This is a genomic window from Micromonospora sp. NBC_00858 (genome assembly GCF_045207365.1).
Lineage (GTDB): Bacteria > Actinomycetota > Actinomycetes > Mycobacteriales > Micromonosporaceae > Micromonospora.
Genome location: NZ_CP108828.1, coordinates 798,601 through 817,698, shown reverse-complemented (window position 1 = coordinate 817,698; position 19,098 = coordinate 798,601). Strand labels below are relative to the sequence as shown.

Here is a 19,098-nt window from a genome sequence, read left to right as displayed (position 1 = left end):
ATGGCCGTCACGCTCACTCCGGCGGACCGCGCGCCCGCCCCGTCCCGAACCCGTCCGGTCCGCGACCGGCACCATCGCGGCGTCAGCCGCTGGGTGGTGCTCGCCCTGGTCACGCTGGGCGCGCTGGTGATGCTGGTGCCGTTCGCGTTCATGCTGCTCAACGCGTTCAAATCGCCCAGCGACTACTCCAACGGCGGCCCGCTGAGCTGGCCGACGGAGTTCTACACCACGGGTCTGCGGACGTACTGGACCACAGTGAACTTCCCGCTGAAGCTCTGGAACTCCACGCTCATCGCCGGCTCCGTGGCGGTGCTCGGCGTGGCAGTCTCACTGCTCAACGCGTACGCCCTGGGCATCGGCCGGGTCCGCGGACGCCTCTGGATCGTCGGGCTCTTCCTGCTGGCGAACATGCTGCCGCAGGAAGCGTTGATCTACCCGCTCTACTACGTCGCGAAGCAGGTCGGCCTCTACAACACGCAACTCTCGGTGATCATCATCTTCACCGTCATCCAGAGCGCGTTCGGCACCTACCTGCTCGCCTCGGTGATGAGCACGTTCCCGCGCTCACTGCTGGAGGCCGCCTCGTTGGACGGCGCCGGCAAGTGGACGATCCTGTGGCGGGTGGTCTTCCCCAACCTGCGGCCCACCCTCGCGGTGCTGCTCATCTTCTTCTTCATCTGGACCTGGAACGAGTTCCTGATCCCGCTGGTCATGCTGATCGACAACCAGACGCAGACCATCCCGGTCGCGCTCGCGTCGTTGCAGGGCGACCGCCTGATGGACGCCCCGACCACCAACGCCGGCGCGCTGATCAGCCTGGTGCCGGCCATCATCTTCTTCCTCATCTTCCAGCGCACTCTGGCGCGCGGCATCACGGCAGGAGCCGAGAAGTGAAGTTCACCGACGGGTACTGGCAACTGCGCCCGGGGGTCAGCGTGCTGCGCCCCGGCACAGTGGAATCGGTCGAGCCGGACGAGCGCGGCTTCACCGTCTTCGCGCCGGCCGGTCAGATCACCGGACGCGGCGACACCCTCAACCGGCCGGTGGTCACCGTCCGGTTCTTCTCCCCCGCCCCCGGCGTCGTCGGCGTGACCATCGGCCACCACAGCGGCGGGCTGCCCCAGGAGCCGCACTTCGGGCTGGCCACCGACGACGAGCACCCGATCCACGTCGACGTCACCGGGATCAGCGCGTCGTTGACCACCGGCGAGTTGACCGCCCGGGTCGCGCTCATCGACGGGTGGCGGGTCGAATTCCTGCACGGCGACCGGCTGGTCACCGCGTCCACCGGGCGCAGCGTCGGCATCGTCACCGACGGCGAGGGCCGCCGGCACGTACACGAGCGGCTCGCCCTCGGTGTCGGCGAGACGGTGTACGGGCTGGGCGAGCGGTTCGGCCCGTTCGTGAAGAACGGCCAGACCGTCGACATCTGGAACGCCGACGGCGGCACCGCCAGCGAGCAGGCGTACAAGAACGTGCCGTTCTACCTGAGCAGTGCCGGCTACGGGGTGTTCGTGGACCACCCGGAGCACGTCTCCTTCGAGGTGGGCTCGGAGGTCGTCACGCAGACCCAGTTCAGCGTCGAGGGCCAGTCGCTCACCTACTACGTCATCGACGGGCCCACCCCGAAGGACGTGCTGCGCCGCTACACCGCGCTGACCGGCCGACCCGCCCGGGTTCCCGCCTGGTCGTACGGGCTGTGGCTGTCCACGTCGTTCACCACCTCGTACGACGAGAAGACGGTGACCGAGTTCGTCGACGGGATGGCCGAGCGCAACCTGCCGCTGTCGGTGTTCCACTTCGACTGCTTCTGGATGCGCCAGTTCCACTGGGTCGACTTCGTCTGGGACCCGGCGACCTTCCCCGACCCGGAGGGGATGCTGCGCCGGCTGCACGAGCGCGACCTGAAGGTGTGCGTCTGGATCAACCCGTACATCGCGCAGCGCTCGTACCTGTTCGAGGAGGGCCGCGAGGCCGGCTACCTGGTCCGCAACGCCGACGGGTCGGTCTGGCAGTGGGACAAGTGGCAGGCCGGCATGGCGTTGGTCGACTTCACCAACCCGGACGCGGTCCGCTGGTTCACCGGCAAGCTCAAGGCGCTGCTGGACATGGGCGTCGACTGCTTCAAGACCGACTTCGGTGAGCGCATTCCGACCGACGTGGTGTGGCACGACGGTTCGGATCCGCAGCGGATGCACAACTACTACTCCTACCTCTACAACAAGGCGGTCTTCGAACTGCTGGAGGCCGAGCGCGGGGAGGGCGAGGCGGTGCTGTTCGCCCGCTCGGCCACCACCGGAGGCCAGCAGTTCCCGGTGCACTGGGGTGGCGACTGCGAGTCGACGTTCGTGGCGATGGCCGAGTCGCTGCGCGGCGGGCTGTCCCTGGCCGCGTCCGGCTTCGGCTACTGGAGCCACGACATCGGCGGCTTCGAGGGCACCCCCGACCCGACGGTGTTCAAGCGGTGGATCGCCTTCGGGCTGCTCTCCTCGCACTCCCGCCTGCACGGCTCCGGCTCGTACCGGGTCCCGTGGGCGTACGACGAGGAGGCGGTTGACGTGCTGCGGCACTTCACCCGGCTCAAGCTCAGCCTGATGCCGTACCTCGCGGGCGCAGCGCAGGAGGCGCAACGCGACGGGGTGCCGATGATGCGGCCGATGATCCTGGAGTTCCCGGACTACCCGGCCGCGGCGCACCTGGACCGGCAGTACATGCTCGGCTCCGACGTGCTGGTCGCGCCGGTGCTCAGCGCCGACGGGGAGGTCACCTTCTACGTGCCCGCCGGCACCTGGACCCACCTGGTCACCGGCGCGCAGCTCACCGGCCCGGCCTGGGTCACCGAGAAGCACGAGTTCGACAGCGTCCCGGTGCTCGCCCGGCCGGGCGCGATCATCCCGTTCGGGGCGCGCTCCGACCGGCCGGACTACGAATGGGCGGACGGCGTGCAACTGCGGCTCTACACACCGGCGGAGGGGCAACGCCAACGGGTACGGATCCCGTCGCCCGGGGACGGGCCCGGAACGGAGTTCGAGGTGAGCTTCCGCGACGGCGTCGCCACCGCCGAACTGGTGGCGGGCGCCTCGTCGGCGTACCACTGCGTGGTGGCCGGGACCGAGGTGGCGGCGCGATGATGTCCCGTACCTTCCCGGAGAGCTTCGTCTGGGGCTCGGCCACGGCGGCGTACCAGATCGAGGGCGCGGCCACCGAGGACGGCCGCGGGCCGTCCATCTGGGACACCTACAGCCACACCCCCGGTCGGACGCACAACGGCGACACCGGTGACGTGGCCGCCGACCACTACCACCGCTGGCCGCAGGACCTGGACCACATCGCCGGGCTGGGCCTGGGCGCGTACCGGTTCTCCATCTCCTGGCCGCGGGTGCAGCCGGGTGGCGCCGGCCGGTTCAACCAGGCCGGCCTGGACTTCTACTCGCGGCTCGTGGACGGCCTGCTGGAGCGCGGGGTCCACCCGGTGGCCACCATGTACCACTGGGACCTGCCGCAGGAGCTGGAGGACGCCGGCGGGTGGCCGGTGCGGGAGACCGCGCTGCGCTTCGAGGAGTACGCGGCCGGGATCGTCGCCGCGCTCGGCGACCGGGTGCACACCTGGACAACGCTGAACGAACCGTGGTGCTCGGCGTACCTGGGCTACGCCTCCGGCGTGCACGCCCCGGGGCGTACCGAACCGGCCGCCGCGCTGGCGGCGGTGCACCATCTCAACCTGGCGCACGGCCTGGCCGGTCGGGTGGTGCGGGAGTTGGCGCCGACGGCCGAACTCTCGGTGACGCTGAACCTGCACGTGATCCGTCCGGAGTCGGACTCGGCAGCGGACGCCGACGCGGTGCGGCGCATCGACGCGCTGGCCAACCGGTCGTTCCTCGGGCCGATGCTCGGCGGGGCGTACCCGGCCGACCTGCTGGCCGACACGGCGAGCGTCACCGACTGGTCGTTCGTCCGCGACGGCGACGAGAAGGTGGCCGCCGTGCCGCTGGACGTGCTCGGCGTCAACTACTACTCCAGCACCCTGGTCCGCGCCTGGGACGGGCACTCGGCCCGGTCGGACGCCGACGGTCACGGCGCCTCGGCGCACTCACCGTGGGTGGGCGCCGACGACGTCGACTTCCTGCCCCAGCCCGGCCCGCACACGGCGATGGGCTGGAACATCGACCCGGCCGCGCTGACCGGCCTGCTGCTGCGGCTGCGCCAGGAGTACCCGGGCCAGCCCCTGATGATCACCGAAAACGGCGCGGCGTTCGACGACGTCGTGTCGGCCGACGGCACGGTGCACGACGAGCGGCGTGTCGACTACCTGCGCCGGCACATCGCCGCCATCGCGGATGCCCGCGAACAGGGCGCGGACGTCCGGGGCTACTTCGTCTGGTCGCTGCTGGACAACTTCGAGTGGGGCTACGGCTACGACCGGCGGTTCGGGATCATCCGGGTCGACTACGACACCCAGGAGCGCACCTGGAAGGACAGTGCGCACTGGTACCGGCGCCTGGTCGAGACCGGGACGCCGGACCAGCCGACGGACTGACGGCAGCCGCCGGGTCATCCCCGCGCCGGCCGACCCGACGGGCAACTGCCCGCCCGGCCGGCCGGGTCACGGCGCGGCCACGGCCCGGTTCGACCGGCGCTCAGACGCCGACGCGCTGCGGCGGAACGGTGAGCCCGTAGAGCGCCATCAGCTCCGGGGTGTCGACCCTGCTGCCGTCGGCCACCGAGTCGCACGCGATGTCGACGATCTGGTCCTTGTGCGCCAACAGGTAGGGCCGGGCGCCCACGTCGGCGCTGGCCAGGGTGGCGATGCCGGACCAGTGCCGACGGCCGAAGAGCATCGGGTAGCCGCGCAGCCCGTCGTAGGTGGCGCAGACCAGCACATCCGGGTACGGCAGCGCGGCCACCCGCCGGACCGCGACCGCGGTCAGGCCCGGCATGTCGACCGGGACCACCACCACCGCCTCGATCCCCTCGTCATCCATGGCGGCCAGGCCGGCCCGGATCGACGAGCCGACCCCGGTGCCCCACGCTTTGTTGATCACTACCGTTGCCTTGCCCAGGTCGGCGGTCTCCCGGACCTGTTCGGCGGCGGCACCCAGCACGACCACGATCTGCTCGCAGCCCGCCTCGGTCATCGTGTCGATCATCTGGTTGACCAGGGGTTTCTCCCCCTGGTGCAGCAGCGCCTCGGGGCCACCGATGCGGCGCCCCCCGCCCGCGGCGATGATCATTCCTGCGATCCGGTTCAGCTGCGCCCCCTCCACCGTGGAACGGACCGGGCACGGCGGTACCCGGTCCATCCCGTCCTACGGACACCGGATGCAACGAGTGCGGCCAGCCCCGGGTAGCGGGGCAAATAGGAAAATTGTGCGCTATGCCGCGTCGGCGTAGCAGTCGACGATGGACAGATCCAGCGGAAACCGCACCGGGGTGTCGCCGAACAGGAGCCCCGCGGCCCGCTCGCCGCTACGGCCCACCGCCGCCGCCACCGCCTCGGCCTGCGCCGCCGGACAGTGCACGATCACCTCATCGTGCTGAAAGAAGACCAGCTCGGCGTCGGTGCCGGCCAGCTCGGTGCGCAGCGTCGCCAGCAGCGTGGAGGCCCACTCCGCAGCCGTGGCCTGGATGACGAAGTTACGGGTGAAACGCCCCCGCGACCGCGCGGCGCGAGCCCGAGGACTCTGCCGGTCGGCTGCGCCATCCGGGTCGGTCGGCACGTCATCGGGGTCGCCGAACCCCGCCGAGCCGGGCGGGCAGGTGCGCCCCAGCCAGGAGCGCACCAACCCGCCCGCCTCACCGGTGCGCGCCGCCGCCTCGACGTAACCGAACGCCGTCGGGTAGCTGCGCTTCAACACCGCCAGCGCGGGCACCGCGGCCCCGCCGGTCTGCCCGTACATCGCCCCGAGCAGGGCCACCTTGGCCTTGGCCCGGTCACCGGCGAAGGCGTCCCGGGCCAGTGCGGCGTACAGGTCGCCGGCCCCGCCCGCCGCCGCCAGCCTGGCGTCGCCCGAGACCGCGGCCAGCACCCGGGGCTCCAACTGACCGGCGTCGGCGACCACCAGCCGCCAGCCCGGGTCGGCCACCACCGCGCGGCGGATCACCTTGGGGATCTGCAAAGCGCCACCGCCCCGGGTGGCCCAGCGGCCGGAGACCACCCCGCCCGGGACGTACTCCGACTGGAACCGCCCGTCACGGACCCACTGCTCGCGCCACGACCAGCCGTGCGCCGTCCAGATCCGGTAGAGCTCCTTGTACTCCAGAACCAGCGGCACCGCCGGATGGTCCACCCCACGCAGCACCCAGGCCCGCGTGTTGGGCAGCTCCACCCCGACCCGGGCGAACGCCTTCAGCAGCTCCGCCGGGGAGTCGGCGTGCAGCCGACGGACGCCGAACGCGTCGGCGATCCGGGCGGCCAGCTCGGCCAGCCGGCGCGGCGGGCCGCCGACCGGAGACGGCTCACCCAGCAGCTCACCGAGGATGGCGTCGTGCACCTCGGCCCGCCAGGGCAGCCCCGCGACGCCCATCTCCACCGCGATGAGCGCGCCGGCCGACTCGGCAGCCACCAGCAACCGGAACCGGCCCGGGTGCTCGGTGTCGGCGATCCGGGCGAGCTGGTCGGCGTACACCTGAATCAGGGCGTCGATGCCCGGGCCGGCCGGGCCGGGCAGCGCGTCGAAGAGCGCGCCCTGACCGTGCCCGGGCGGAGCGGCCGGACGCGGCGGCGGATCGGGCGGCACCGGCGCGCCGCTGAGCCGGGCCCAGGCCGCGGCGAACGATCGTGGCTCGCCCCAGCGGCCGGCGTGGCCGAGCAGCAGCGCCTCGGTCAGCTCCACATCGTGGCAGCGCTCGACGCGCACCCCGGCCCGCAGCAGCGCCGGGTAGACCGCACCGGCGGTCGGCCACACCCAGCGCGGATGCCCGGCGGCCTCCCACCTGGCCACCGCGGCGGTCAGGTCGGTGACGATCTCGGTCGGGCCGGACGGCCGGCCGGCGGCATCCAGCGGACGCAGCTCTCCCCCGCCCCGCTCGTCGGACACCACCGCCACCAGCACGGATGCGATTCTGCCTCGCCCCTGTGACATCGGCCGAGCCCATCCATCGAAACCGGGCCGGCGCGCGCGGTCGGGCGCGCGAAAACCGGACAGTGGATCGTGGGAAGGCTCGGTAGCGTGGCCGGGTGCCCCCGCAGATCCCGCATTCCGACCCTGGCATTCCGGACACCGGGGGGCCAATGCGCTATCTCTGGTGGCTGGTCCGCCGCCAGCCCTGGCGGGTGCTGCGCGGCAGCCTGCTCGGAACGGCCTGGATGGTCGGCTTGTCCCTCCGGCCCTACCTGATCGCCCGCGCCGTCGACGACGGGCTGCGCGCACACGACAGCCGTGCCCTGGCACTCTGGGTCGCGGCCATCGTCGTGGCGGGCGTCGGGTTGTCGTACCTGGGCATCATGCGACACCGCACGATGACCTTCATCCGGGAGGACGCCAAGGCCCGCTCGGCGGCCGTCGTGCTGCGCCAGGTGTCCCGCATCGGCGCGGTACTGCCGCGCCGGGCCGCCGCAGGCGAGGTGGCCACCATCGGCGGCTCCGACATCGACTGGTCGGCGCAGGTGCTGACGCTGACCGGGCCGGGGGTCGGCGCGGTCGTCGCGTACGCGGTCATCGCCGTGCTGCTCTGGTCGATCTCCCCGGTCCTCGCGCTCTGCGTGCTGCTGGGAGTGCCGGCGGTCGCGCTGGTCGTCGGGCCGCTGCTACGCCGCCTCGAACGGGCGGAATCGGTCTACCGGACGCAACAGGGAGCGCTCACCGCCCGATCCGGCGACATCGTGGCCGGGCTGCGAGTGCTCGCCGGGGTGGGCGGCCGGGACCTCTTCGCCCGCCGGTACGCGGCCAGATCCCGGGACCTGCTCGCCGAGGGTTACCGCGTCGGCGCGGTCAACAGCTGGATCGACGCGGCGACGGTGGCCATCCCCGGGCTGTTTCTGGCGGCGGTGGTGTGGCTCACGGCGCGGATGGCGGTGACCGGTGACGTCACGGTCGGCGAGTTGGTCGCCGTCTACGGTTACGTGGCGACCCTGATCGTGCCGGTCTGGTTCCTGCTGGAGGGCAGCCACCAGCTGATTCGCGGCCGGGTCGCCGCCCGGCGGATCGTGGCCCTGCTCAAGCTCACCCCGGACGACGTCGGCGGCCCGGGTCGGCGGGGCCGGGGCACCGTGCCCGACCCACGAAGGCCGGATGTCAGGGCCGCGCCCGACCGCCCCGCCGACCTGCACGACCCGATGACCGGGCTGACCGTCCGTACCGGCCGGCTGACCGGCGTGGCCGCCGACGATCCGGCGGCGGCGCTGGCACTGGCCGATCGACTCGGCCGGTACGTGGCCAGCGAGTCCACCTGGGGCGGCGTGCCGCTGACCGGGATCGCCCTGGACGAGGTCCGGGCCCGGATCCTGGTCGCCGACCACGACTCGTACCTCTTCGCCGGAACGCTGCGCGACATCCTGCTGTCCCCGCCGGACGGCCACCACGACGATGCCCGGTCGGGAGCCGACCACGATGCCCGGTCGGGAGCCGACCACGACGCCCGGCCGGAGGCCGACGACGACCGGATCCGCGCGGCTCTGCGGGCCGCGTCGGCCGAGGACGTCGTCGATGCCCTGCCGGCCGGCCTGGACACGGTGATCGACGCCCGAGCCCGCACCCTCTCCGGCGGTCAACGCCAACGGGTACGCCTGGCCCGGGCGCTGCTGGCCGAGCCGGAGGTGCTGATCCTCGTCGACCCGACATCGGCGGTGGACGCGCACACCGAGGCGCGGATCGCCGACCGGCTGCGTACCGCGCGGGCCGGGCGGACCACCATCGTGCTCGCCACGTCGCCGCTGCTGCTGAGCCGGGCCGACCTGGTCGCCCACCTGCGGGCGGGCCGGATCGTCGCCACCGGCACCCACACCGACCTGCTCGACCAGGACCCCGGGTACCGGTACCTGGTGGCCCGGGGCAGTGCCGATCCCGACATCGACCGGTCCGCCGACGCTGCGGGGGTCCACCCGTGAGCCGGCTGCCGGTGGCCGAGCGCGGCACCGTCCGCCGGGCGCTGCGTGACCTGATCGGCCGGCACCGGCGCGCGGTCGGCGTCGTGCTGGCGCTGCACAGCGCCGCAGCGGTAGCCGGGCTCGCCCCGCCCTGGCTGCTGGGCACCATCGTCGATCGGGTCACCGCGGGCGCGGGTGTGGCCACGGTGGACCGACTGGCGCTGGCGATCGGTGGTTGTGTCCTGGTGAGCGCGTTGCTCTCCCGGTACGCCCAGTACGCCGGCCACCGATTCGGGGAGCGGGCCGTCGCCGAACTGCGCGAGGAGTTCGTCGACCGGACACTCGGGCTGCCCGTCTCGGTCGTCGAGCGGGCCGGCTCCGGGGACCTGGCCACCCGCAGTTCGGTCGACGTGTCGACGGTCGGCACCACCGTCCGGGACGTGGTGCCCACCATGGTCATCGCGTCGGTGCAGCTGTCGTTGCTGTTCGGGGCGGTCTTCCTGCTCCACCCGCTGCTCGGGCTGGCGGCGCTGGCCGGGCTGCCGTCGATCTGGGCGGTGACCCGCTGGTACCTGCGGCGGGCCACCTCCGCGTACCTCGCCGAGGGGGCGGCGGCCGCCGAACTGACCGAGACGCTGACCACCACCGCCGAGGGTGCCCGGACCGTGGAGGCGCTGCGGCTGGCCGACGACCGGATCGGGCACGGCACCACTCGCATCACGCGGGTGTGGTGGGCCCGGCGGGCGACTCTCGCGCTGCGCACCGTGTTCTTCTCGGTGGTGGAGGCCAGCTATCCGCTGCCGATCGCCATGGTCCTGCTCGTCGGCGGGTACCTGCTCTCCCGGGAGATGGTCTCGCTCGGCGCGGTGATCGCCGCCGCGCTCTACCTGCAGCAGGCGATCGATCCGCTGGACCGGCTGCTGCAGTGGACGGAGCAGGCGCAGCGCGGCTTCGCGTCGTTCGCCCGGGTGCTCGGCGTGGGCCTGGTCCCGCCGGAGCCGCCCGGCACGACGGCCACGTCGCGGGGTGAACGGCTCGTCGTGCGCCAGGCGCGGTTCGCCTACGCCGGCGGGCACGACGTGCTGCACGGCATCGATCTGGAGGTACGGCCCGGCGAGCGGCTGGCCGTCGTCGGCCCGTCCGGGGCGGGCAAGTCCACCCTGGCCCGGCTGCTGGCGGGGATCGACGCGCCGCGCCGCGGCGTCGTCAGCATCGGTGGGTGCCCGGTGACCGACCTCGACCCCGCCGAGCGTCGTCGCCGGATCGCCCTGGTCACCCAGGAGCACCACGTCTTCATCGGCTCGGTACGCGACAACCTCGCCTTCGCCGCGCCGGACGCCTCCGACGAGCAGATGCGCGCCGCGCTGGCCACCGTGGGCGCCGACTGGTACACCGAGCTGCCCGACGGCCTGGACACCCCGCTCGGCGACGGTGCCCGGCCACTCGGCGCGGCCGAGGCCCAGCAACTGGCACTGGCCCGGCTGGTGCTCGCCGACCCGCACACGCTGATCCTTGACGAGGCGACCGCCGCGCTCGATCCGACCACCGCCCGGCGCACCGAGCGGGCGTTGGCCGCCGTGCTCGTCGGGCGGACCGTCATCGCGATCGCGCACCGGCTCAACACCGCGCACGACGCCGATCGGGTCGCCGTCCTGGCGGACGGCCGGATCACCGAGATCGGCAGCCACGACGATCTCGTCGCGGCCGGCGGGGCGTACGCCGCCCTCTGGCACTCGTGGCATGCCGACGAGCGTCCGCAGTCCCGGAAGGAGTGGCCATCATCCTGACCACTCCTGCCGGAACCCGCGCCTACTGAGCGGCGGCTACTTCACCGCGCCGGAGGTGAGGCCGGCCTGGATCTGACGCTGGAAGACCGCGTACACGATGATCATCGGCAGGATGGCGATGGTCAGCGCGGCGAACAACCCGGACCAGTCCGCCTCGTAACCGGCGTTGACCGAGATGTCCGCGATGCCCTGGGTGAGCACCCACTTGTCCTTCGAATTGGAGAGCAGCACCAGCGGAAGTTGGTACTGCGCCCACTGACCGATGATGTTGAAGATCGCCACGCTGATCAGGCCCGGCTTCGCCATCGGCATCATGACCTGGAAGAACAGCCGGGTGTGCCCGCAGCCGTCGATCAACCCCGCCTCGGCCACCGAGGACGGCAGCGTCTTGAAGAACGCGGCCAGGAAGAAGATCGTGAACGGCAGCGAGTACGCGATGTAGACCAGCACCACCCCGGTGTGGGTGTCCAGCAGGCCCAGGTTCTTCACCACGAAGAAGAGCGGCACCAGGGCCAGGAAGACCGGGAAGGCCAACCCCGAGACGAAGAGGTAGTAGATCGCCCGGTTGCCCCAGAACTTGTACCGGGCCAGCACGTACGCCGCCATCGAGCCGAGCAGCATCGTGCCGAAGGTGCTGCACGTGACCACGATGACGCTGTTGAGGAAGTACCGACCGACGTTCGCCTTGGTCCAGGCCCGGCCGAAGTTCTCCCACCGCAACTCGGCCGGGAGCGTCCACGGGCTGCTGAAGATCTCGCTGGTGTTCTTGAACGCGGCGAGGAAGGTCCAGAGGATCGGCACGATCACGATCACCGCCCACACGGCGAGCGCGATGTGCCCCAGGCCAGCGAAGAGCCGTACCTCCGAGCGGGGGCCCTTCCGCCCTCGCCTACCGGAGGCACCCGGGTCGCCGGTCTTCGGCGGTTTCGCCGCCGGCGTCGGCGGCAGCGTCGACTGCGGGTTCATCAGTACTCCACGCTTTCCCGCTTGCTGAGCCGCAGCGTCAGCGCCGCGAACGTGAGGGTCAGGAAGAACAGGGCCACGCCCATGGCCGAGGCGTAGCCGTATTTCGAGTAGACGAACGCGTTGCGGTAGATCTCCATGGCCAGCACCGTGGTGGCGCCGTCGGGGCCGCCGCCGTCCACCGAGAGCACCGCGACGATGGCGAACGCGTCGAACGCCGCGATGCCCAGGTAGACCCAGGCCACCTGGAGGGTGTCCCAGAGCAGCGGCAGCGTGACCCGGAAGAACAGGGTCACCTTGGTCGCCCCGTCCATCTCGGCGGCCTCGTAGATCTCACCCGGGATGGAGGCCATCCCGGCCGAGAAGAGCACCACGTAGAAGCCGACGGCCTGCCAGACCAGCACCGCGATGATCGACCAGAGGGCCAGGTTCGGCCGGACCAGGAAGAGCACCGGGTCGAAGCCGAGCTTCATCAACACGCCGTTGATCAGGCCGGACTCGTTCGGCCGGTACACCATCTGGAACAGCACCGCGATGATGGCCACCGCCAGGACCTGGGGGAAGAAGAACACCACCCGGTAGAACTTCGCCCCCCAGACCCCCTGGCGTTGCCCCCCGCTGCTCTTGCCACCCACGTTGAGCAGGAAGGCGAAGAACAACGCGATGGCGATGGTGATCAGCGGCAGGGCAAGCAGCAGTACGCCGTGGTGCTGGACCGCCTTCCAGAAGGCGCCGTCGTCGAGAAGCCTCCGGTAGTTGTCGAAGCCCACCCACTGCGGGGCCGACAGCCCCCGCCAGTTGGTCATCGAGATCTGGAACGCCTGCGCGTACGGCGCGATGACGAAGACCACGTACAGCGTGACCGGGGCAAACAGGAACCCGATCACGAATGGATACTTGCCGTGCCGCATGACCCCTACGCTCCGATCGATCAGCGCTTGAACTTGGCGACCGAGCTGTCCTTCTTGATCGCGTCGGCGCGCTTCTGGATCCGCTCCAGGTACGCGTCCGCGTTGATCCGGCCGAACATCAGCTCGTTGGTGGCGGTGCGCGCCTCCGTGTCGAGCTCCTTGTACCAGCCGTCGAAGTACAGGTTGAACACGTCCTGGCCGGCCGCCTTGAGCGCGGCCTGCGAGCTGGCCACACCGGGCGGGAAGGCGAAGCCCTCCGAGCCGGCGGTGACCACGGTCGGGGCCTTGACCACCTCGGTGAAGCCCTTCGCGCCCGCCTTGGAGAGCATCTGGCGCATGTACTCCAGGCCGCCCTTGGGGTTCGCGCTCTTCGCCGAGACGAAGTAGCCCTCGCCCGCGGTGGCCCGCAGCGCGGTGGCCGGCAGCTTGTCCGAAGCGGTCAGGCTCGGCACCGGCATGAGCTGGTACTCGAAGCCGGACGGCGTGTCCTTCTTCTGCTCGCCCTCCAGCCAGTCACCGCTGGGGTACAGGGCCACCTTGTTCTGGTTCTGCCGCAGCTGCACGTCGGTGTGCTTGAGCCCCTCGAAGCTCTTGTCGATGAACTTCGAGCCGACCTCGGCCCACGCCGTGGCCGCCTGCTTGACCGCGTCCTGCTTCCAGGCGCCGTCCTCCAGGTTGTCGATGTTCTTCAGCACCTCGACGCCGCCGATCTTCGCGGCCTGGGTGAGGATCACGTTCCACTGGTAGTAGGCCGCGTTCGCCCCGGCGTAGCCGTACGGGGTGATGCCCTTGGCCTTGATGGCGGTGAGCAGGGTGATGAACTCGTCCCAGGTCTTCGCCGGCGCCCAGCCGTTGTCCTTGAACAGCTTGCCGGAGTACCAGATACCGAAGACGGTGGAGACGTAGTACAGCACGTACGGCTTGCCGTTGAACGAGCCCGCCTCGATGGTGCCGGGCACCACGGTGTCGCGGACCTTCTTGGCCGGGTCGTCGACCGACGGGGCGTCCCACAGCTCGGTGAGGTCCTGCAGCTGACCGTCGGCGACCAGCGCGCCGAAGTCCATCAGCTTCTCGCCCGAGTTGTTCACGAACTCCGGCGGCTTGCCGGAGGCGAAGCGCGGCTGGAGGATGGTGGAGATCGCCTGGGTGGACTGGTGCTTGATCTCCGCCTTGGGGAACGCCTTCTTGTACAGCGGCTCGTGCACGTCGGTGGCGTACTTCTCGCCGTAGCCGCCGTTGAAGATGACCACCTCGATCGGTGCGTCGTCCTTGACGCCGAGCGGGTTGGTGGCGCTCTTGGTGCCGCCGGCGACCTGCTCGTTCTCCTCGTCGCCGCCGCTGGTGGCGCAGGCGCTGAGCAGGCCGATGGCCGGAGTGGCGAGCATGCCCACGGCGGCGGCGCGACGCAGCACCGTGCGACGGTCGAGTGCGGCCGGGTGCTCGGGGGTAATCGACATCGTCGTCTCTCCTTGTGGAATTCGGGTCAGGCGGTACGCCGGAGACGTCCGGCGTACCGCGACTCGAGGGCGATGTTGTGCTCGTCCCCGCCGGGGACGTTGGCGGAGAGGTAGATAGGGGGCACCTCTCCGGCCTGGTGGAACCGTCGTACGACCTCCGCGGTCAGCAACTGCGCCAGCAGCGCCGTGGTGACCGAGGAGACCGCACAGACCGCGCCGCCGCCCTCGAGCGGCAGCAGTGCATCGCCGTACGGCGCGCCGTTGTCCAGCACGACGTCGGCGAGGTCGGCGAGCCGTTGACCGGACGGGTGCCGCGGGGCGACCCGTGCGGTGTGCTCGACGGAGGTGACCGCGATCAACGGGTGACCGCGCTCGGTGACCAGCGCCGCCAGCTCGACCACCGAGCCGTTGATGCCGGATTGGGACGCCACCACGAACACGTCGTGCGGCTGCGGCGCCGCGAGCGCGTAGATCTGGTGGGCGATGGAGGGGTCGCGTTCCAGCTTGGGGTCGGCGAGGACGTCCCGCGGGGCGTCTCCGTGCACCACCAGGTCACGTACCGAGAGCCGGTTGGTGGGGACCAGCCCGCCGGCCCGGGCGACCAGTTCGGCGGCGAACGCCTCAGAGTGCCCGGCGCCGAACGCCTGGAGCACCCCGCCGGCGCGCAGGCTCTCGGCGATCAGGTCGGCGGCCCGGGTGATGCCGTCGGCCTCGGAGTCGAGCAGCCGGTCGAGCACCGGGCGGACCGCGTCGGCGTACCCCTGGGCGCTGATCATGAAACGGCTCCCTTCGCGGCCTTGTGCCCGTCGACGGCCTGCGCGGTGCGCCGGAAGGCCGCGTGCGCGCGGTCGTGGGTGCGCTGGGCGACGGCGATGTAGAGCAGGTCGAGCACGACCAGCTGGGGGTGGCGGGCGGAGAGCGCGTCCGGCCGGAAGGTGGTCGCCTGGCTGGCGGTGAGCAGCACGATGTCGGCCAGCTCGGCCAACGGCGAACGGGGGAAGCCGGTCAGCGCGATGGTCGTGGCACCCCGGCTGCCCGCCTCGGCGAGCATCTCGATGGTTTCCCGGGTCTGCCCGGTGTGCGAGATGCCCAGCGCCACGTCAGCGGCGCGCAGCAGCGCGGCGCTGGCAAGCCCCTCGTGCACGTCGTTCCAGGCCCACGCGGCCACACCGATGCGGTGCAGGCTGAACTGCATCTCCTCGCCGACCAGCGCGCTGCCGCTGGCACCGAAGATGTTCACCCGGCTGGCGCCGGCGATCGCCACCGCGGCCCGCTCCACCTCGGCGAGGTCGAGCAGCGTGGCGGTGTCGTGCATGGCCCGGGTGTCGGCGGCCATGATCTGGTCGAGCACCCGGGCCAGCGGGTCGCTCGGTTGGATCTCGCGTCCGATGTCGATGGTCCACCCGGCCGAGCGCGCCCGCCCGGTCTCGGAGGCGATGCCCAGCCGCAGGTCGGCATAGCCCTCGAAGCCCATCGCCCGGCAGAAGCGGGTGATGGTCGCCGGGGAGGTGCCGCTGCGCTCGGCCAGCTCCACGATCGTGGATCGGGCGGCGGCCTCCGGATCGCTCAGCACGTGCTCGGCGACCCGACGCAGCGCGCCGGTCAGCTCACCGAGACCGTTGCGGACCCGGGCCAGCACCCCGTCGGAGGCCGACCCGAGCGCGCCCCGCCGGTCGAACGCGTCGGCGTCGACCACCGCGGTCCCCGCGGCGGTGTCCACCTCGTGATCAACCATGGGACGCCTCACCTTTCCGAAAAGACTGTTAACTGTTAGTGGTAAAATTTCTTACTGAACGACCGTCTATGTCAAGACCGTGGGCGAAGTTTTCAAACTGTTACCTGGCGCACACCCTGCCGGGCCCGCCGGATCTTGCCCTCTGGGACGACGCCGACCAGCATGAACAGGCCGATCGCCGCCCAGCGCAAGGAGGCCGTGCCGATGTCCGACACCGTCGTGGTCGGCCTGGACGTCGGCGGTACGTCCACCCGGGCGACCGCCCTGACCCTGACCGGCGAACGCCTCGGCACCGGTCGCGCCGGCGGCGGCAACCCCACCAGTCACGGCGCCGACCAGGCCGCCGCCGAGTTGTTGACCGCGCTCCGCGGCGCGCTCGCCGACGTCGACCCGACCCGGGTGGCGGCCGGCACGATCGGGCTGGCCGGGGCAGCCCGGCTGCTCGCCGATCCGGCCGGACGAGCCGCCTTCGACCGGGCCTGGCACGACGCCGGCCTGCGCTGCCCGTACGCCGTGTACGGCGACGCCCTGGTCGCCTACGCCTCCGGCACCGCCGCCCCCGACGGCACGATGCTCATCGCCGGCACCGGGGCGATCACCGCCCAGGTCCGCGACCTGCGACTGGACCGGGTCGCCGACGGCCACGGCTGGCTGCTCGGCGATGCCGGGTCCGGCTTCTGGCTCGGCCGTGAGTCGGTCCGCCGGCTGCTCGCCGACCTGGACGCCGGCCGCACCCCCGGCGCACTGACCACGGCGGTCCTCACCGAACTGATGGGCAGCGCCGAGATCGCCCCCCGCTCCCGGGACACCGTGGACGCCACGATCCAGACGGTGACCCGCCGGCCACCGGTCGAGCTGGCCCGCCTGGCGCCGCTGGTCGTCACCGCCGCCGCCGACGGCGAACCCGTCGCCACCGCGCTGGTCACCGAGGCCGCCGCGCACCTCGCCGAGAGCGTGGACCGGATCCGCCCAGCCGGTGCGGTGACGCCGGTCGTGCTCGGCGGCGGGCTGCTCACCGGGGACACCCCGCTGGCGGCCGCCGTCCGAGCCGAGGTCGGCCGGCGCTGGCCGCAGGCCCCGCTGCGCACCGCCGGCGACGGGGCCGCCGCCGCGGCCTGGCTCGCCGCCCGCGAGCTACCCGAGCTCACCGACCCGGCCACCCTGCACGCCCGACTCTTCCCCGCCACCCCCTGACCATCCACGGGCGGCCCGCCGCCGCACGGCGCGCGGCCACCACGCGATGAGCGCGCTCGATCCAGGATGTAGTCCCCTCCCGCCACGAGGTGGGGACTCTTTCCAGGATCGAGCGCGATCAAGGGCGCGAGGCGCGATGAGATCAGGATCGGTCAAGCGCCCGCCGGGGCCGGAGGATGAGACTCCGGGGTCGGCACCGGCCGTATTACTTGAGCTGGCCTGCGGTCAGCCCGGCCTGCACCTGCCGCTGGAAGCCCACGTACACGGCGAGCACCGGCAGCACCGCGATGCTCAACCCGGCGAAGAGCCGGGCGTAGTCGCCGGCATAGCCCTGGCTCACCGACAGGGCGAACAGCCCCTGGGCGAGCACCCACTTGGACTCGTCGCCCTGCATCAACACCTGCGGCAACAGGAACTGGTTCCAGTGGCTGAGGAAGTTGAAGATCGCCACGCTGATCAGTCCCGGACGCGCCATCGGCAGCATCACCCGGAAGAAGAGCCGGAAGTGACCGCACCCGTCGACCATCGCGGCCTCCGCCACCGAGGTCGGCAGGGTCCGGAAGAACGCGGTCAGGAAGAAGACCGTGAACGGCAGCGAGTAGGCCGCGTACACCAGGATCAGCCCGGTCCAGGTGCCGAAGAGACCGGCGTTGCGGACCACGAAGAAGAGCGGCACCAGGGCGAGGAACACCGGAAACATCAGGCCGCCGACGAACAGGTAGTAGACGAACTGCCGGCCGCGGAACTCGTACCGGGCGAAGACGTACGCGGCGGTGGCACCCATCAGCATGGTGAGGCTGACCGAGCCGGCCACCACCACCAGGCTGTTGAGGAAGTACCGGCCGATGTGCGCGCCGGTCCAGGCCCGCACCCAGTTGTCCCAGTGCAGCGTCTCGGGCAGCCCCCACGGGTCGGCCAGGATCTCCCCGTTGGTCTTGAACGAGCTGATGAACATCCACAGCAGCGGCAGCACGGTGAGCAGGCCCCAGAGCAGCAGGAAGCCGTGCGAGAAGGCGTTGGCCACGCCGAACTCCCGGCGGACCGGGCGGTCCCGGCCAGCGCCTGGTGTCGGTGCGGTGGCGGCGGGGGCGGGCTTGTCCAGTGTGGTCACGAGTACTCGATCCGATCGCGCCGGCCGGCCCGCAGCGACAGCGCCGCCACCGAGAGGGTCAGGAAGAACATCACCACGCCGATCGCCGAGGCGTAGCCGAACTTGGTCTCGCTGCCGAAGGCGGTGTCGTACATCCGGACGCCGATCACGTCGGTGGAGAAGTTCGGCCCACCGTTGGTCATCAACTGCACGAGGATGAACCCGTCCAGGGCGAAGATGGCCAGGTAGACCCAGGCGACCTGGACGGTGTCCCAGAGCAGCGGCAGGGTGACCCGGCGCAGCGTGGTGAAGCGGGACGCACCGTCGAGCAGCACCGCCTCGTAGATCTCCTTCGGCACGGCCGACATCGCGGCGCCGAACAGCACCACGTAGAAGCCGACGTTGCTCCACACCATCACCGCGAGCACGCACCAGAAGGCGGTCGCCGGATCGCCGAGCCAGGTCGGCGCGGACAGGCCGATCCCGTGCAGAGTGGCGGTGAGCAGCCCCTTGTTGGGGTGGTAGACCTCCTTCCAGAGCAGCGCGATGATCACCACGGAGAGCACCTGCGGGAAGAAGTAGACCGTGCGGTAGAGCGCGCCGCCGCGTACCCCGGTCACACCGGCGCGGCCCTTGCGTCCGCCCATGGCGAGCATGGTGGCGAAGAAGAGCCCGAGCACGATGGTCAGCACCGGCACCAGGGCCAGCAGGATCGCGTTGTTCTTCAACGCGTTCCAGACGTAGTCGTCGTGCCACAGGGTCTTGAAGTTCGCCAGGCCGACGGAGTTGGCGTCGGGCGAGTAGCCGAGCCAGTCGGTGGTCGAGATCTGGAACGCCTGCAGGTACGGCGAGACCACGAAGACGACGTAGAGCAGGACCGGCGGCACCAGGAAGGTGACGATCAGCGGCCACTTGCCATGTCTCACAGTGAGGACC

15 protein-coding genes are annotated in these 19,098 nt (G+C 71.4%); 6 read left to right on the top strand and 9 right to left on the bottom strand.

Going from position 1 to position 19,098, the window contains the following annotated elements:
- The 3 genes from OG990_RS03810 to OG990_RS03800 are packed head-to-tail and all read left to right on the top strand — an operon-like array spanning nt 1 to nt 4,537.
- Nucleotides 1-894 (top strand): carbohydrate ABC transporter permease, encoded by an 894-nt coding sequence (locus OG990_RS03810; protein WP_406078993.1) that lies wholly within the window; start codon nt 1-3, stop codon nt 892-894.
- Nucleotides 891-3,131: an alpha-xylosidase gene (gene yicI, locus OG990_RS03805; protein ID WP_406078992.1), complete on the top strand. Its 2,241-nt coding sequence runs from the start codon at nt 891-893 to the stop codon at nt 3,129-3,131. The genes OG990_RS03810 and yicI overlap by 4 nt, the downstream gene beginning before the upstream one ends.
- Entirely contained in the window at nt 3,128-4,537 is a 1,410-nt protein-coding gene (locus tag OG990_RS03800; RefSeq protein ID WP_406078991.1) for a GH1 family beta-glucosidase, read from the top strand. The genes yicI and OG990_RS03800 overlap by 4 nt, the downstream gene beginning before the upstream one ends.
- Before the next feature lie 100 nt (nt 4,538-4,637).
- Here OG990_RS03800 and OG990_RS03795 read toward each other — a convergent pair whose 3' ends face one another.
- Nucleotides 4,638-5,231 (bottom strand): NTP transferase domain-containing protein, encoded by a 594-nt coding sequence (locus tag OG990_RS03795; RefSeq protein ID WP_328426735.1) that lies wholly within the window; start codon nt 5,229-5,231, stop codon nt 4,638-4,640.
- Between the two features lie 141 nt (nt 5,232-5,372).
- Complete coding sequence (locus OG990_RS03790) at nt 5,373-7,082, bottom strand: bifunctional 3'-5' exonuclease/DNA polymerase (RefSeq protein WP_406078990.1); 1,710 nt, start codon at nt 7,080-7,082, stop codon at nt 5,373-5,375.
- Between the two features lie 95 nt (nt 7,083-7,177).
- On the opposite strand from OG990_RS03790, the gene OG990_RS03785 reads away from it, so the two are divergent.
- Both OG990_RS03785 and OG990_RS03780 read left to right on the top strand, forming a co-directional pair.
- A complete protein-coding gene (locus OG990_RS03785) occupies nt 7,178-9,046 on the top strand; it encodes an ABC transporter ATP-binding protein (RefSeq protein ID WP_406078989.1) in 1,869 nt (622 codons plus the stop codon).
- Nucleotides 9,043-10,812 (top strand): ABC transporter ATP-binding protein, encoded by a 1,770-nt coding sequence (locus OG990_RS03780; protein WP_406078988.1) that lies wholly within the window; start codon nt 9,043-9,045, stop codon nt 10,810-10,812. The genes OG990_RS03785 and OG990_RS03780 overlap by 4 nt, the downstream gene beginning before the upstream one ends.
- 36 nt (nt 10,813-10,848) lie before the next feature.
- Here OG990_RS03780 and OG990_RS03775 read toward each other — a convergent pair whose 3' ends face one another.
- Genes OG990_RS03775 through OG990_RS03755 form a run of 5 tightly spaced genes read right to left on the bottom strand, consistent with a single transcriptional unit; the run spans nt 10,849 to nt 15,878 of the window.
- The gene (locus OG990_RS03775) at nt 10,849-11,778 is read right to left on the bottom strand and encodes a carbohydrate ABC transporter permease (protein WP_386983734.1); all 930 of its coding nucleotides are present in this window, start codon (nt 11,776-11,778) and stop codon (nt 10,849-10,851) included.
- The gene (locus OG990_RS03770; RefSeq protein WP_328418655.1) at nt 11,778-12,686 is read right to left on the bottom strand and encodes a sugar ABC transporter permease; all 909 of its coding nucleotides are present in this window, start codon (nt 12,684-12,686) and stop codon (nt 11,778-11,780) included. The genes OG990_RS03775 and OG990_RS03770 overlap by 1 nt, the downstream gene beginning before the upstream one ends.
- A 20-nt stretch (nt 12,687-12,706) precedes the next feature.
- Nucleotides 12,707-14,143 carry an N-acetylglucosamine/diacetylchitobiose ABC transporter substrate-binding protein gene (ngcE, locus tag OG990_RS03765; protein WP_406078987.1) on the bottom strand — a complete coding sequence of 479 codons (1,437 nt, stop codon included), beginning with the start codon at nt 14,141-14,143 and terminating at the stop codon, nt 12,707-12,709.
- A 26-nt stretch (nt 14,144-14,169) separates the two neighbouring features.
- Nucleotides 14,170-14,919 carry an SIS domain-containing protein gene (locus OG990_RS03760; protein ID WP_328418657.1) on the bottom strand — a complete coding sequence of 250 codons (750 nt, stop codon included), beginning with the start codon at nt 14,917-14,919 and terminating at the stop codon, nt 14,170-14,172.
- A complete protein-coding gene (locus OG990_RS03755) occupies nt 14,916-15,878 on the bottom strand; it encodes a MurR/RpiR family transcriptional regulator (protein ID WP_406078986.1) in 963 nt (320 codons plus the stop codon). Before OG990_RS03755 ends, OG990_RS03760 begins: the two co-directional genes overlap by 4 nt.
- A gap of 204 nt (nt 15,879-16,082) precedes the next feature.
- Here OG990_RS03755 and OG990_RS03750 point away from each other — a divergent pair, with 204 nt between their 5' ends.
- Nucleotides 16,083-17,072 (top strand): N-acetylglucosamine kinase, encoded by a 990-nt coding sequence (locus OG990_RS03750; protein WP_406081641.1) that lies wholly within the window; start codon nt 16,083-16,085, stop codon nt 17,070-17,072.
- Between the two features lie 205 nt (nt 17,073-17,277).
- On the opposite strand, the gene OG990_RS03745 is transcribed toward OG990_RS03750, so the two are convergent.
- Together OG990_RS03745 and OG990_RS03740 are read right to left on the bottom strand one after the other, a co-directional pair.
- Nucleotides 17,278-18,183 (bottom strand): carbohydrate ABC transporter permease, encoded by a 906-nt coding sequence (locus OG990_RS03745; protein WP_328418659.1) that lies wholly within the window; start codon nt 18,181-18,183, stop codon nt 17,278-17,280.
- Nucleotides 18,180-19,088, bottom strand: a complete 909-nt coding sequence (locus OG990_RS03740; protein WP_406078985.1) for a carbohydrate ABC transporter permease — start codon at nt 19,086-19,088, stop codon at nt 18,180-18,182. The genes OG990_RS03745 and OG990_RS03740 overlap by 4 nt, the downstream gene beginning before the upstream one ends.
- Nucleotides 19,089-19,098: the final 10 nt, after the last annotated feature.

What these genes read in the sequence shown, in the direction of transcription:
- OG990_RS03810 (WP_406078993.1), top strand. Translation starts at nt 1, where the DNA reads ATGGCCGTCACGCTCACTCCGGCGGACCGCGCGCCCGCCCCGTCCCGA.
- OG990_RS03800 (WP_406078991.1), top strand. Translation starts at nt 3,128, where the DNA reads ATGATGTCCCGTACCTTCCCGGAGAGCTTCGTCTGGGGCTCGGCCACG.
- OG990_RS03795 (WP_328426735.1), bottom strand. Translation starts at nt 5,231, where the DNA reads ATGATCATCGCCGCGGGCGGGGGGCGCCGCATCGGTGGCCCCGAGGCG.
- OG990_RS03790 (WP_406078990.1), bottom strand. Translation starts at nt 7,082, where the DNA reads ATGTCACAGGGGCGAGGCAGAATCGCATCCGTGCTGGTGGCGGTGGTG.
- OG990_RS03775 (WP_386983734.1), bottom strand. Translation starts at nt 11,778, where the DNA reads ATGAACCCGCAGTCGACGCTGCCGCCGACGCCGGCGGCGAAACCGCCG.
- OG990_RS03770 (WP_328418655.1), bottom strand. Translation starts at nt 12,686, where the DNA reads ATGCGGCACGGCAAGTATCCATTCGTGATCGGGTTCCTGTTTGCCCCG.
- ngcE (WP_406078987.1), bottom strand. Translation starts at nt 14,143, where the DNA reads ATGTCGATTACCCCCGAGCACCCGGCCGCACTCGACCGTCGCACGGTG.
- OG990_RS03760 (WP_328418657.1), bottom strand. Translation starts at nt 14,919, where the DNA reads ATGATCAGCGCCCAGGGGTACGCCGACGCGGTCCGCCCGGTGCTCGAC.
- OG990_RS03755 (WP_406078986.1), bottom strand. Translation starts at nt 15,878, where the DNA reads ATGGTTGATCACGAGGTGGACACCGCCGCGGGGACCGCGGTGGTCGAC.
- OG990_RS03750 (WP_406081641.1), top strand. Translation starts at nt 16,083, where the DNA reads ATGTCCGACACCGTCGTGGTCGGCCTGGACGTCGGCGGTACGTCCACC.